A 14197-nucleotide genomic window follows, 5' to 3' on the forward strand; every position below is an offset into this window, starting at 1 on the left:
TATGTGGCATTTGCACTGGTTAAGGGGCGGCATTGGCGCGAACCTCAACCTCCCATCATGACCAAGAAAGAGATATCGAATGTCTTCCCCGCAAAAACGCCTTGGTCAATTTGAATTCATTGCGATGACCGCAATGATGTTCGCAACGATTGCCTTTTCGATTGATGCGATGTTGCCCGCCCTGCCCCAAATCAGCGCGGAATTGACACCAGACGACGTAAACCGTGCGCAATTGATCATCACCAGCTTCGTGTTGGGAATGGGGATTGGCACCTTTGTTTCCGGCCCTCTGTCCGACACGTTCGGTCGTCGCCCCATCATCATGTTGGGTGGCGCATTCTATATCCTTGGCGCTGGCTTGGCTTGGGCCGCGAATTCATTAGAGCTTCTGCTGGCTGCGCGCGTCCTTCAGGGGCTTGGCGCGGCCGGTCCACGCGTTGTTGCGCTTGCTGTGGTGCGCGATCTTTACAGCGGTCGTGAAATGGCCCGGCTGGTGTCCTTCGTCATGATGATCTTCACCCTTTTGCCGGCTATTGCCCCGTCACTGGGCGCAGTCATCATCGCCTTTACCGGGTGGCGCGGCATCTTCGTTGCGTTCGTTCTGTTTTCGTTGATGTCCATCGGTTGGTTCATGGTGCGCCAACCTGAAACACTGCCACTTGAACGCCGTCGGAAACTGACCCTGCGAACCTTGTATGACGGCGCGCGCGAGGTGTTTAGCCATCGCTTGGTCGTTCTGGCGATCTTGGTTCAAACACTGATCTTCGGCACGTTGTTCATGGTCATCTCGTCTATCCAGCCGATCTTTGACATCTCGTTCGGAAAGACTGACTCTTTTCCGCTTTGGTTCGGCTTTATCGCCATCATTTCGGGCTCGGCCAGCTTTTTGAATGCCAAGCTTGTTGGGCGTCTTGGAATGCGCTTTTTGATCAAAACGACCCTGACAGTTGAGGTGATCGTTGCCGCAGCGATGCTTGTCTTGATCACAACCGGCTTGATGCCGACATGGGCTGCTTTTCCCGCGTTTATCCTGTGGGCGATCACGCTGTTTGGCATGATGGGCCTGACCGTCGGTAACCTGAACGCTTTGGCGATGGAACCTTTGGGTCACATCGCCGGTATGGCCGCGTCCGTCATTGGTGCGGTTGCGACCGTGCTGTCAGTCATCATCGCGGCACCAGTTGGTTTGGCGTTCAACGGCACCGCACTTCCGCTTGCGGTTGGCGTTTTCGTCGCCGTCGCATTGGCCCGTGGATTGATGGAGTTCATCCCAGAGAATTAACCGGCCTTCGTCTTGGCCCGCTTTTTCTCGGCCACAACCTTTTCGGCAAGATCTTTGGCAATCGCAAACGCGCCTTTGATCTTGTCGCTATCCTTGGCCCATTCACGGCGCAGCACGATCTTGTTGTCCTTCACCTTCGCCAGACCACGCTGGGCTTCGATGAATTCAACCAGCCCTCGGGGCGACGCAAACTTGTCATTATGGAACTGAATGGTCGCGCCCTTTGGCCCGCCATCAAGCTTGGCAATGCCTGCGCGTTTACACATCGCTTTGATCCGCACGATCAACATCAATGTGTTTACCTCTTTGGGCAGTTTGCCAAACCGGTCGATCAGTTCAGCGGCAAAACCCTCAAGTTCAACCTTCGTCGTCAGCATCGACAAGCGGCGATATAGGCCCAGCCGCACATCAAGGTCAGGAACATAGTCTTCTGGGATCAACACAGGCACACCAAGGTTGATTTGCGGTGCCCATTGATCGTCGGCTTCGGTCAGGCCTTCCATCTCGCCGGATTTGATCTTGGCAATCGCTTCTTCCAGCATGGATTGGTACAGCTCAAAACCCACCTCACGGACGTGGCCGGACTGTTCCTCCCCGACAAGGTTGCCTGCACCGCGGATGTCCAGATCTTGTGACGCAAGCGTAAAGCCCGCGCCAAGAGTATCAAGGCTGCCCAACACACGCAGGCGTTTTTCTGCATTTGGTGTCAAAGGCTTGCGCGGCTTCGTCGTAAGGTACGCATAGGCGCGCGTCTTAGATCGGCCCACACGGCCCCTGATCTGATAAAGCTGCGACAGCCCGAACATGTCGGCGCGGTGAACGACCATCGTGTTGGCGGTCGGAATATCCAGCCCGGATTCCACGATCGTGGTCGCAAGCAGCACATCATATTTGCCGTCGTAAAACGCGTTCATCCGATCATCCAGCTCGCCCGCGGCAAGCTGGCCATGCGCCGTGATGAATGAAACCTCTGGCACCTGCTCTCGTAGGAACTCTTCGATCTCAGGCAAATCGGTGATCCGGGGAACCACGTAAAAGCTTTGCCCGCCACGGTAATGTTCACGCAGCAGCGCCTCGCGGATGACCACCGCATCAAATTCAGAAACATAGGTCCGGATCGACAGCCGGTCGACCGGCGGCGTGCCAATGATCGAAAGATCGCGCACACCCGTCAGCGACATCTGCAATGTGCGCGGAATTGGCGTGGCCGTCAGCGTCAACACATGAATGTCCGAGCGCATTTGTTTCAGCCGCTCTTTATGGGTCACGCCGAAATGCTGTTCTTCGTCGATGATCAGCAGACCAAGGTTTTTGAACCGGATGTTTTTTGCCAAAAGCGCGTGCGTGCCAATACAGATATCAACCGTTCCGTCGGCCAGACCAGCGCGGGTATTTGCCGCCTCTTTCGTGCCAACAAATCGCGACAACTGTCTGACGTTAATGGGAAAACCACGGAAACGTTCTTTGAAACTTTTGGCGTGCTGGCGCGCCAAAAGCGTTGTCGGTGCGATCACCGCAACCTGAACTCCGGAAAGCGCGGCAACAAAGGCCGCGCGCATGGCAACTTCGGTCTTGCCGAAGCCAACGTCGCCGCAGACCAAACGGTCCATAGGCGATCCGGCTGCCAAATCCCCGATCACATCCTCAATCGCGCTTAGCTGATCATCGGTTTCCTGATACGGAAAACGGGCGCTGAAGGCCTCCCACATGTGGTGGCTGGGTTCTAGGATTGGGGCGCTGCGCAGGGCGCGTTCGGCGGCGATGCGGATCAATTTATCCGCGATCAGGCGTATGCGTTCCTTAAGCATCGCCTTCTTGGCCTGCCACGCGCCGCCACCAAGACGGTCCAGCATCCCTTCCTCATGCCCATACCGGCTGAGGAGTTCGATGTTTTCGACCGGCAGGAACAGCCGATCGCCGCCCGCATATTCCAGAGCGATACATTCATGCGGCGCGCCCATGGCCGTAATGGTTTCCAACCCGTTGTAGCGGCCCACGCCATGTTCCACATGGACGATCAGATCGCCGGGCGACAAGGATTGCGCCTCGGTCAGGAAATTGTCGGCGCGTTTGCGTTTCTTGGGCGCGCGGATCAGGCGATCCCCAAGAACGTCTTGTTCGGAAACGACGGTAAGGTCGGGCCCTTCGAACCCATGTTCCAAGGCCCAAACGACAAGGAACAGCCCGCGCCCCTGTGGAACATCGCGCATATCAGTGACAAGCGTGGCATCTTTTACGTCTTCGTCTTCCAACAGCCCGCGAAGACGTTCGCGCGCCCCTTCGGAATACGATGCGATGACCACTGGGCCTTCATTGCGCCGAACTTTAATATGGTCAGCTAAGGCGCTGAAAAGGCTTACCTGTTCAAGCTGCCGTTCGGGGGAAAAGTTCCGCCCGATCCGCCCGCCGGCATCAATGACACCGGGGCCAGAGGCCTGCGGCAGCGGGCTCATCTGAAGGACGCGGTGATCGCCAATCGCGGCTTCCCACGCGGCGTCGTTCAGATAAAGCAGCTCTGGCGGGCAAGGCTTGTAGACCGTGCCGATCCGGCTTTTCTGCGTCATCGCCTCGCGCCGGGTATCGTATTGATCTGCAATACTTTCCCAACGGCTTAGGCGCGAGGGCGTGGTTTGGTCATCCAGAAATAGCGACGCATCTGGAAGATAGTCGAACAGCGTTTCCAGCTTTTCGTGGAAGAACGGCAACCAATGTTCAACGCCCTGATGTTTGCGCCCGGCGCTGACAGCCTCATAAAGGGGGTCATCACTTCCGGCTGCGCCAAATTCGATGCGGTAATTCTGTCGAAAGCGCGTGATCGCGGCTTCGTCCATGATGATTTCTGACACCGGGGCCAGCTCTATCGCATCCAGCTTTTCTGTGGTGCGCTGCGTGGCCGGATCAAAGCGGCGCAGACCATCCAGAACGTCGCCGAACAGATCAAGCCGTACTGGGCCGTTATCGCCCGGCGGAAAGATATCGATAATACCGCCGCGAATGGCGAAATCACCGGGTTCCATAACCGTTGGCGATTGGGAAAAACCCATACGAACCAGAAAGCTACGCAGGGATGCTTCGTCGATACGTTGACCAACCCGCGCGCTGAACGAGGCTTCTTTCAGGATTTCCCGCGCGGGCACACGCTGCGTCGCCGACGATAGCGTCGTAAGGATGATAAACGGCCCCGGCACGCCATGCGCCAAGGCGGCAAGCGTCGCCATCCGCGCCGCCGAAACCTCAGCGTTGGGAGAGACACGATCGAACGGCAGGCAATCCCATCCCGGAAACGTCATCACAACAGCATTCGGCGCAAAGAACGCCAACGCGGCGCGCATTTCGGCCAAGCGTTTGTCATCCCGCGCGATATGAACGACCGGTTTCCCAGTCTTTTCAAGTTCGCGGGCCAAGATACGGGCGTCAAACCCTTCGGGGGCGCCCCCGACGGTGATGTGGTTCGGATGGGACATGGGGTCGTCAGTTAAACGCGTAGGCCGCGCTGTCAACCACCCAAAACGCCGATGGTCAGGTTCTGATACATTCCCCAGAACCCTGTGACGAAGATTGCCACGATCCCAATCAGCTGAACAAAAACGCGGTGAAGCCGCAGCTTACGGATCAAAGCTTCGCCCTGAAGGCCGTTTTTTCTGATACGGCGCGCGGTATCGAGGCTTAGAAGTCCGACAAAGCTAAGCGGTAACCCCAACAGAAACATCGCTTGGCAGAATTCGACTTTGAAATAAAAGCCAAGGATCGCGATGGATGTCAGCGCAAAGCAGGTGAACCCCAAGATCCACATGCCGGAAACGCCTGAAATATATAGGATTCTGTTGGTGTTGATCCGAACAATATCGTGCAAATCCTGTTCGGCCTGACCGCCATGACGCGATGCGCGCTGAACCAAATCGAACGGTACGCCTAAAATCCAATGAGATGTGGTGGACCAGACAACCGAAAGCGCAAGCCAGAACCACAGATTTGAGAAGGAGCGCATGTCGATTAGGTCGAAAACACTCTCATGCCATTCCAAATTCAAATCCTTTTTTTAAGTGACGGACTAAGATTAGCCGTGCGAAGAACAGATTCCCACCCTTGAGGTAGTCGCAAAACCATGTCACCCAAGGAAAAACAAGCCCAAGGATGCTGATCATGCGCCCGACTGTTGCCCCCTTTCCCGCTACGCGTCTGCGCCGGCCCCGGAAATCTGCCGCCATGCGTGGCTTGGTTCGGGAAAACACGTTGACCGTAAATGACCTGATCTGGCCAATTTTCGTACGCGAAGGCGAAAATGTAGAGGAGCCTATCGCCTCCATGCCTGGGGTGAACAGGTTAAGCATTGATCGCGCAGTCGTGGCCGCTGAACAGGCAGCCGCCTTGGGTATCCCGGCGATCTGCATCTTCCCCTACACAGACCCGTCGCTGAAAACAGAACTGTGCGAAGAAGCATGGAACCCTGACAACATTTCCAACCGCACGATCCGCGCGATCAAGGCCGCGGTGCCCGAAATCGCGGTGATGACGGATATTGCACTGGACCCTTATAACGCCAATGGCCACGACGGGATCGTGCGCGACGGCGTTATCGTGAACGACGAAACCGTTGCCGCCTTGGTGAAAATGGCCTTGGCGCAGGCCGATGCTGGCGCTGACATCCTTGGCCCCTCGGACATGATGGACGGACGCATCGGTGCCATGCGCGCTGCGTTGGAAAAGGCCGATCATACGGATGTGGCCATACTTAGCTATTCTGCGAAATACTCTTCGGCGTTCTATGGCCCGTTCCGGGATGCGGTTGGCGCAAGTGGCGCGTTAAAGGGTGACAAGAACACCTATCAGATGGACCCGGCCAATTCAGACGAGGCGATGCGCCTGATCGAACGTGACCTGATGGAAGGCGCGGATATGGTCATGGTCAAACCGGGCATGCCCTATTTGGACATTTGTCGCCGCGTGAAAGACGAATTTGGCGTGCCCACCTATGCCTATCAGGTGTCTGGCGAATACGCGATGTTGCAGGCCGCCGCGCAAAACGGTTGGTTGGACGGTGAAAAGGTCATGCTGGAAAGCCTGTTGGCCTTTAAACGTGCTGGCTGTGATGGAATTTTGACCTATTTCGCGCCAACCGTTGCGAAGCTGTTGAAATCTGCGTGAATTGGCCTGCGGGAAACCGCTTTGCGCCACAACCAGTGATGACAAGAACGCCAAAACACACTATAGATTGTGCATAACGGCCAGATAAGGCCGACGAGCAGAGGCATATTTGAGGGCAGTCACATGACCAAGATTTCACGCCGTTCTTTTCTGGCGGCAGCAGGTGCATCCACCGCGCTGACCGCTGGTTGTGGCAATGGCATCGGTTCAACAGGCGCAACCACAATCGATGCGCGCGTCGATACCACCCAGAACTACCTATTCAACCGCTACCCCGGTACGGCTGAACTTGCCGCCAAGGCGCATGGCATTTTGTGGATGCCGCTGATCACCAAAGCTGGCTTTATGGTTGGCGGCGGTTATGGCGAAGGCGCGCTTCGGATCAACGATGTCACCGTTGACTATTATTCAGCGACACAGGCGACGTTTGGGCTTCAGATCGGTGCTCAGCAATACGCCCACGCGCTGTTCTTCATGACGCAAGAGGCGCTGACGGAATTCCGAAGCTCCGCAGGTTGGTCGGCTGGCGCTGATCTGGAATATGCCCTGAACGACCAAGGTGGAAACGTCAGTGCGGAGACATTGACGGCACTTGACCCGATCATCGCGGTCATCTTCGGTCAAGCAGGGTTGGTCCTTGGCGCAACGCTTGAAGGCTCCAAATACACGCGCATCATTCCGTAAGGTGTGCGCCGATTTTAGAAGGGTTGGCTGATAGGCCAGCCCTTAGCTTTTCGTCGGTAGTTTTTTATTGTCTGAAGCAAACGCCACTTTCATTGAGTCCGCAACCGTGAACTTGGGAAGTATCGGTTTTTTGCGTACGAGGTTCATAAGCTCCCGGTACTTGGCGCGCGCTAATTCGTTCTTGATCTTTTCGGGCACATCGAATGTGTACCTTGGGATTTCGCCAACCGTGCCCGGAGAGCGTTGGTACGCGCGCTCAAATTCTGTTCGCAAATAGTCGTAGATCGCCCAACGCAACCTGTTAAGGAACTCGGAAATCTGACTCGCTTGGTAAAGAAAGGAATTTACATGAAACCAGTCTTGGAATTCTGGAAGCGCAATAAAACAATCGTCAATGTCTCGGTCCTGTCCATTCCTCTCAAATGCACGCTGAAGGGATTTAGCCCGCGCAGATAGCCGAGTGAAATTATGCTTGCAGATATCACCTGTCATTTTGAGGGCTTCGACGCGCTCAATCTTCATGTCGATCTTTAGATTCAGTGACCGGAACCATGCATCCTTGATTACCGTATCGCCGGATAGCCATCCCCCAAATTCATCGACCACGTGATCCAAGTCGATGTTGTGAGGTGCAAGCTGTGGATCCTCCAATATTTTCTTCAAAAGAAACAAGTAGGTTCTTTCGGATTTTGGAACATCTTGTTGGGGAAGGTCCAAATCAAAAGGAAACTCTTTGTAATGTTTTTGGGGGAGTGAAAGAAAATCAACTAACAGGACGTTAAATAGCCTTGCATGAGTAGAAGACTTAAACTGAATATTTGACCAACTGACCGACCAATCTTCGGCATACATATCGAAGTTAACCATTTCATCTATCAGACCCCAAATCGCATTAAGAACAATAACTTCTTGTTCAATTTTACTATATTCCGGCATCGGACTGCCCTCTTTTCTCGAAATCGACCAGTGGGACGTTATCTGTCTAAACTATCTGATCAATCCCATAATCCTGCTCGCCAACGTGCTTCGAACACAAAAAAACGCGGGCATTGCTGCACCGCGTTTCAGTCAAAGCCATTATCGCTGCGTCAACTGGCGTCCATCGCTCGCAACCGACGGATCAGGCTAGAGGTGTCCCAACGCGCGCCGCCAAGTTTTTGGACGTCTTTATAGAACTGATCGACCAACGCCGTGACCGGCAGGCTGGCGCCGTTCTCATCAGCGGTATCAAGGCAGATGCCCAAGTCTTTGCGCATTAGGTCAACCGCAAAGCCGAAATCGAAGTTATCGTCGATCATCGTTTCATAACGGTTTGCCATCTGCCAGCTTCCCGCCGCGCCTTGGCTGATCACCTCGACCACGGCGCGCCCGTCCAGACCCGCCTTTTCGGCAAAGTGCAGCCCTTCGGAAAGGCCCTGAACCAAACCGGCGATGCAGATCTGGTTGACCATTTTACAAAGCTGGCCCGCTCCACTGTCGCCAATGCGGCGGCAAATACGCGCATAGGCGTCCATCACCGGCTCTGCCCGATCATAGGCGCCCTGCTCTCCGCCGCACATGATTGAAAGAACGCCACCTTCGGCCCCAGCTTGACCACCCGACACCGGCGCATCGACGAACGAGATTTTTGCAGCGTCGGCTGCAGCGAACAATTCACGCGTGACCTTGGCCGAAACGGTGGTGTGATCCACGAACAACGTACCCGCCGCCATCGCCTGAAATGCGCCATCCGCGCCCGTACAAACGGCGCGCAGGTCGTCATCGTTGCCAACGCAGGCCATCACGAAATCTGCACCGGCCGCAGCTTCACGCGGGGTGAGGGCCATCGCGCCGCCATGTTCTTTGACCCAGGCCTCTGCCTTGCTGGCGGTTCGGTTATAGACGGTTACATCGTGCCCTTTGGCGACAAGATGCCCAGCCATCGGAAACCCCATGACCCCAAGACCCAGAAAACTTACTTTCGCCATGACTTCCCCCTGTGACATTGCATCTTTTGATATGCTTCTCTAACTAACGGTTGCATCCGAGCCGTCAACAACGGGAACTTCATGTCGAACCTTTTCCGCTGGCTCTTGCGCCTGTTTGCCGCCCTCCTCACGCTTGTGGGGATTGCGATGCTTGGTGTCTATTACCTCGCGTCTCGATCGCTTCCTGACTATGACGCCGATTACACAATTTCCGGCATTTCAGGACCTGTCGAAATCGTGCGTGACAACGCGAATATTCCACATATTTCGGGCGAAACCGACGAAGACATCTTTTTCGGCCTTGGCTTTGCACACGCCCAAGACCGGCTGTGGCAAATGACGATGTTGCGGCGCACGGCCCAAGGCCGCCTGTCAGAGCTGTTCGGCCAAAAGACCGTGAAAACCGATGAACTGCTACGCCGGTACGATCTTTACACACTCGCCGTGAAATCCGTCGCCGCGCAGGATGAAAAAACAACAGCCGCGCTTGATGCATATGCGCGCGGCGTGAACGCTTGGATCGGCGAGGTGAACCGGGGCGCGCGTGGTCGCGGCGCGCCAGAGTTCTTTATGTTCTCGAACGAGATCGCATTTTGGCAACCCGCCGATTCAATTGCGATCGGCAAATTGCTGAGCCTGCAGTTGTCGGGCGGTTTGGCGCAGGAAGTGTTGCGCGCGCGCGTTTCGCTTGCCTTGCCGGATGAGCGGGTGAAGGACATCTTGCCAGACGTACCGGGGCCGGGCATCGCCGCCCTGCCCGATTACGCGGCACTTGTGCCCGGCACTCAGCGCAGCTTGGCGGCCTTGGATTGGTCACAGCCAGCACTGTCGCCGTTCACCACGCCAGAGCTTGCCGGGGCTTCCAACATTTGGGCGGCCGCGCCATCGCGTTCTGCGGCTGGCGGCACGCTTCTGGCGAATGATCCCCATCTGGGCCTTGGTGCCCCTGTCATCTGGTTTCTGGCCAGCCTAGAGCTTTCGACTGGCGGCGTCATCGGTGCCACCCTGCCTGGCACCCCTGCGGTGTTGTTGGGCCGGTCTGGCAAGCTGGGTTGGGGGGTGACGTCATCCTATCTGGATGACCTTGACGTCTATATCGAAAAGCAAAACCCCGAAAACCCAGAACAATACCTGACCCCCGACGGCTACAAAGACTTTGAGACTCGTCGATCCATCATCCGGGTGAAAGACAGCGCGCCGATTACCATCACCCTGCGTTGGACAGATAACGGCCCGGTCCTTCCCGGCGGCCATTATGACCTACGGTCGATCACGCCGGTTGGGCATGTTGCCTCTGTTGCGTGGACCGCGCTTAGCGATGCGGACACCACGACAACGGCGGCGATGCGGCTGATGGCTTCGCAATCCGTGGACGAAGGGCTGGACGCCGGCGAGCTTTGGATTGCGCCATCTCAGAACCTTGCCTTGATTGATGACAGCAATATCGCGCTGCAAACCATTGGCGCGATGCCGCGTCGCGATATCAACCACCAGACCCAAGGCCGCATTCCAAGCCCCGGCTGGCGGGCCGAAAACCTGTGGAACGGTACGTTTGCCTATACTGCGAACCCGCGGTTCCTGAACCCCGAAGGCGGCATTCTGGGCAACACCAACAACAAGATCGTAGAGCGGCCTTTCCCATCGCACCTCAGCTTTGACTGGGGCGACACACAGCGTATCCAGCGGTGGCGCAAACTGATGGAAAGCCGCGAGGTACACACCCGCGAAAGCTTTATCGAAGCACAGCTTGATACGGTCAGCTTCACCGCTCGCGCCCTTCTGCCACTGATTGCGCGCGACCTTTGGTTCACCGGCGAAGCCGCACCCGAAGGCACACCAGAACGCCAACGCCAACACGCGCTGGAACTGCTTGCCGACTGGAATGGCGAAATGAACGAACATATGCCAGAGCCGCTGATCTACGCCACATGGCTGCGCCACCTGCAACAACGCCTGATCCGCGATGACCTTGGCCCGCTGGGCGATAGTATCACCCATGTGAACCCGCTGTTCATCGAACGGGTCTATCGCGACCTCGACGGGGCATCCGCGTGGTGCGATGTTGTGCAATCCACAGCCCAAGAAAGCTGTTCCGACCTGTCGCGTATCGCATTGGACGAGGCGCTGATCTGGATCGCGGAACACCACGGTTCAAACCTTGAAAGCCTGCGCTGGGGGGATGCACACGTTGCGCGCCACGATCATCAGGTTCTGGGCGAAGTGCCCTTGCTAAGATGGTTGGTGAATATTCACCAATCGACGTCGGGCGGTGACAACACGTTGCTGCGCGGCCGCACCAGCGGCAAAGACCCGCGCCCGTTCACCAATGTCCACGGCGCGGTGTTTCGCGGGGTTTACGACTTTGCGGATCCTGACAGCTCTGTCTTCATCACCTCAACCGGGCAATCAGGCCACCCCTTGTCGCGTCACTATGATGATCTGGGGGAACTGTGGCGCCGCGGTGAATATGTTCCTATGTCGCTGGACCCTGATCTGGCACGCGCCGGCGCTGTTGGTGTGACTGTGCTAACGCCTGAAAGCCCCTAGCGGCGCGTCAGGCGCAGCCATATCCCATCTTTTGCCCTGACGGTCAGATGGGCCACCGGGACGGGTTCGCGCCCTTCGACAACGTCGAACTTCCAGTCTTTCAGCAACAGTGCCAGCAACAGCGGCCCTTCGACCATGGCAAACCCGGCGCCGGTGCATACGCGCGGTCCAGCGGAAAACGGGATATACGCGTTGCGCGCGCAGGTCTTTCCGTTTTCGGTTGCGTATCGGTCTGGGTCAAAGTCATCGGGGCGATCCCACAGCAACTGGTGCCGATGCAGGTGCCATGGGCTTAGCACAATCTGGCTTCCGGGCTTCACGTCACGGTCGCGGAATTTTTCAGGCTTTGTCGCTTCGCGCACCATCATCGGCACAGGCGGATACAGGCGCAGCGTTTCGCGGAACACATCACGCGTGAACCGCAGCTTGGACATATCCGAGAACTCCGGACTGTTGCCAAAGGCCGCCGCCTCTTGCGCAACACGCGCCTGCGCCTCTGGATAAAGCGCCAAAAGATACAGCGCCCACGCCAAAGCAGAGGCAGAGGTTTCGTGCCCTGCCAAAAAGAAGATCGCGACCTGATCCACCATCTCTTCGGTGCTGAACCGCTCGTCGGTCTGGGGGTCGGTGGTGGTCATAATCTTGGTGGCAAGATCGTCGGGCGCAGTGCCGTCCTTGATCGCCGCCATACGTTGTTCTGTCAGCCCGGTGATCAATGCTCGGATGGACCGCGCGGTCCGTTTCGTGCGCCCTTTGTGGAACCGCGGCATCCAAGACGGGATCGGCAAAAACGCCGCAAGGTTCAGGATGGGCTGCGTGCGCTGATAATCACGAAACTGGGTGAAGACCTGCGATGCGATCTTATGTTCGATCGGAATGGAAAACAGCGTGCGAAAGATCACATCGGCGGCGGCGTGGCTGGTTTGGGTTTCAACCTCTTGCACACCTTCGCTCAACCGATCCGATGCCGCCTGCCCCGCCGCGACCATGCCGGGAAATGCGTCGCGCAACCGGCCCCCTTCGAACGCAGGGTCGATGATCCGGCGCTGGCGCTGCCAATCTGTTCCGTTGGTCAGAAAGACAGAGTTCCCCAACAAGGGGCGCAGCCCTTCGCCGATGCGATCAGATTTTGGAAAATCCATCGGGCGCTCTTTCAGCACCACGTCAATCAGATCGGGCTGGTTAAGCAGATACGACCGAAAGAAGGGCGTGCGAAACTCAGCCATCTTGGCGCGATAAAGCTTGGCTGGCTGCGCCGACAGAATGTCCTGCCGGAACAGCCTAACATAGCGCCACAGCGAAACGCGTTCGGCGCGCGGTTCTGGTTTGGGCGGGCGTGTCATGCAACCATCGACCTGTGGCCCGACAACGCAGTTTCAATCCTGCTTTTGGATGGTGCGCGCCCGTCGTAACGGTTGCCAAGGGTCACAGGCCCAGCCGTGATTTGAAAATAGTCATAGTCGCCGGGCCGATCGAACGCACAGAGATATTGAAAATGCAGCCGAAAGAACCGCCAGCGCAGTTGTTTCCAGCGTTCGGGGCTGAGGGTCTGTGTGAACGCCGCCGAGAAAACCAACGGCCAGCGTTTGTCCCTTGGCGCGACGCCTGTCACGGCAACCGGGTCGCACAGTGCAAAGGAACACCCATCGCCGGGTGCTGTTACATCCACCCAAGTCAGTTCATCCCGTGCGGAAAGATAATGAAGGTCTGCGCGCAAACGATCAGCTTTGGGCAGGAACGAAACCATCGGCACCACCTGCCCCAACGATAGGAACGACAGCGCGGGGCCGTCTTTGGGAACGCGCCCATCCTTGATCAAATCCGCCAAAATCGAAACAGCCAGATGCGCACCAGAGGAATGACCGACCACCAACACCTCATCCACATCATCTTGCAGGGCGTCCGCGATGTTGTCGCCGAAGATCGCCATCCGCTCTTCCAACGCAGGCGGGTTCGCACCTTTGGCGCGCGCGGAAAACGCGTAGTCGTGCATCAGGTAATAAGCAAACAACCGACCATCGAGGTTCTTGAACCACCAAAGCGTGAACCACGTGACCAACAGGCCAAGCCAGCTGATGTTAGGAATGCCGCTGAGTGATAGGATAGCACCCGCCAAACGCCCATTCAGCACGGCCAGCATCAACTGCCCCAGCAGCATCATAATCGGGTAAAGCGCGGCAATGATCGGCCCCTTGCGCATGCGCATCAATCGAAACAACGCGCCGCTTGAGATATAGATCCAAGCGGTGCGGATCAGTTGATAATAGGTCCCGACAATTCCCTGATCCATCGACCCGCGCACGATGTCTGACCAGACCAGCACATCAATATCGGTTTCAACATGCGTTTCGTCGATGTCCGCCTGCACGTGCCAGCCGTAAGGCCCGTCGTCCGCCTTGGGCTTAAGACCAATTTCATAGCCGGAAATCGCCCCCTGCGCGGCGCTTTCTTTGCGGTAAAGTTCACGGTAGCGGCGCGGCGGGATGGGGTCGTAGCCGGGAATATAAAACACGCGCCTGCGCGTTACTTTCTGGTTTCCCGAACTGCTCATCCCCGCCCCGATCTTTTGTTA

At 56.8% G+C, this 14197-nt stretch carries 10 protein-coding genes; 4 read left to right on the top strand and 6 right to left on the bottom strand.

Features of this window, described 5'->3' with window-relative positions:
• The first annotated feature begins 79 nt into the window (after positions 1–79).
• On the top strand, positions 80–1282 hold the full coding sequence (locus COL8621_RS08020) for a multidrug effflux MFS transporter (protein WP_093966722.1): 1203 nt from the start codon (positions 80–82) through the stop codon (positions 1280–1282).
• Here COL8621_RS08020 and mfd read toward each other — a convergent pair.
• Both mfd and COL8621_RS08030 read right to left on the bottom strand, forming a co-directional pair.
• On the bottom strand, positions 1279–4746 hold the full coding sequence (mfd, locus tag COL8621_RS08025) for a transcription-repair coupling factor (RefSeq protein ID WP_093966723.1): 3468 nt from the start codon (positions 4744–4746) through the stop codon (positions 1279–1281). The genes COL8621_RS08020 and mfd overlap by 4 nt on opposite strands.
• Before the next feature lie 32 nt (positions 4747–4778).
• The gene (locus tag COL8621_RS08030; protein WP_093966724.1) at positions 4779–5306 is read right to left on the bottom strand and encodes a component of SufBCD complex; all 528 of its coding nucleotides are present in this window, start codon (positions 5304–5306) and stop codon (positions 4779–4781) included.
• Positions 5307–5425: 119 nt separating this feature from the next.
• Between COL8621_RS08030 and hemB the strand changes: the two genes are divergently transcribed.
• Together hemB and COL8621_RS08040 are read left to right on the top strand one after the other, a co-directional pair.
• The gene (gene hemB, locus COL8621_RS08035; protein WP_093966982.1) at positions 5426–6427 is read left to right on the top strand and encodes a porphobilinogen synthase; all 1002 of its coding nucleotides are present in this window, start codon (positions 5426–5428) and stop codon (positions 6425–6427) included.
• Between the two features lie 123 nt (positions 6428–6550).
• A complete protein-coding gene (locus COL8621_RS08040; protein WP_093966725.1) occupies positions 6551–7111 on the top strand; it encodes a lipid-binding SYLF domain-containing protein in 561 nt (186 codons plus the stop codon).
• Positions 7112–7153: 42 nt separating this feature from the next.
• On the opposite strand, the gene COL8621_RS08045 is transcribed toward COL8621_RS08040, so the two are convergent.
• Entirely contained in the window at positions 7154–8047 is an 894-nt protein-coding gene (locus COL8621_RS08045) for a hypothetical protein (protein WP_093966726.1), read from the bottom strand.
• Between the two features lie 152 nt (positions 8048–8199).
• The gene (locus COL8621_RS08050) at positions 8200–9078 is read right to left on the bottom strand and encodes an NAD(P)-dependent oxidoreductase (protein ID WP_093966727.1); all 879 of its coding nucleotides are present in this window, start codon (positions 9076–9078) and stop codon (positions 8200–8202) included.
• An 81-nt stretch (positions 9079–9159) separates the two neighbouring features.
• Here COL8621_RS08050 and COL8621_RS08055 point away from each other — a divergent pair, with 81 nt between their 5' ends.
• Positions 9160–11625: a penicillin acylase family protein gene (locus COL8621_RS08055; RefSeq protein ID WP_093966728.1), complete on the top strand. Its 2466-nt coding sequence runs from the start codon at positions 9160–9162 to the stop codon at positions 11623–11625.
• Here COL8621_RS08055 and COL8621_RS08060 read toward each other — a convergent pair.
• Positions 11622–12968, bottom strand: coding sequence for a cytochrome P450 (locus COL8621_RS08060; protein ID WP_093966729.1), 1347 nt, complete (start codon positions 12966–12968; stop codon positions 11622–11624). The genes COL8621_RS08055 and COL8621_RS08060 overlap by 4 nt on opposite strands.
• Positions 12965–14176: a hypothetical protein gene (locus COL8621_RS08065; RefSeq protein ID WP_093966730.1), complete on the bottom strand. Its 1212-nt coding sequence runs from the start codon at positions 14174–14176 to the stop codon at positions 12965–12967. The genes COL8621_RS08060 and COL8621_RS08065 overlap by 4 nt, the downstream gene beginning before the upstream one ends.
• Positions 14177–14197: the final 21 nt, after the last annotated feature.

Origin of the sequence: Actibacterium lipolyticum (genome assembly GCF_900184935.1) — a bacterium.
Lineage (GTDB): Bacteria > Pseudomonadota > Alphaproteobacteria > Rhodobacterales > Rhodobacteraceae > Actibacterium_A > Actibacterium_A lipolyticum.

Coding starts and splice junctions, on each gene's coding strand:
- COL8621_RS08020 (WP_093966722.1), top strand. CDS start 80: ATGTCTTCCCCGCAAAAACGCCTTGGTCAATTTGAATTCATTGCGATG.
- mfd (WP_093966723.1), bottom strand. CDS start 4,746: ATGTCCCATCCGAACCACATCACCGTCGGGGGCGCCCCCGAAGGGTTT.
- hemB (WP_093966982.1), top strand. CDS start 5,426: ATGCGCCCGACTGTTGCCCCCTTTCCCGCTACGCGTCTGCGCCGGCCC.
- COL8621_RS08040 (WP_093966725.1), top strand. CDS start 6,551: ATGACCAAGATTTCACGCCGTTCTTTTCTGGCGGCAGCAGGTGCATCC.
- COL8621_RS08045 (WP_093966726.1), bottom strand. CDS start 8,047: ATGCCGGAATATAGTAAAATTGAACAAGAAGTTATTGTTCTTAATGCG.
- COL8621_RS08050 (WP_093966727.1), bottom strand. CDS start 9,078: ATGGCGAAAGTAAGTTTTCTGGGTCTTGGGGTCATGGGGTTTCCGATG.
- COL8621_RS08055 (WP_093966728.1), top strand. CDS start 9,160: ATGTCGAACCTTTTCCGCTGGCTCTTGCGCCTGTTTGCCGCCCTCCTC.
- COL8621_RS08060 (WP_093966729.1), bottom strand. CDS start 12,968: ATGACACGCCCGCCCAAACCAGAACCGCGCGCCGAACGCGTTTCGCTG.
- COL8621_RS08065 (WP_093966730.1), bottom strand. CDS start 14,176: ATGAGCAGTTCGGGAAACCAGAAAGTAACGCGCAGGCGCGTGTTTTAT.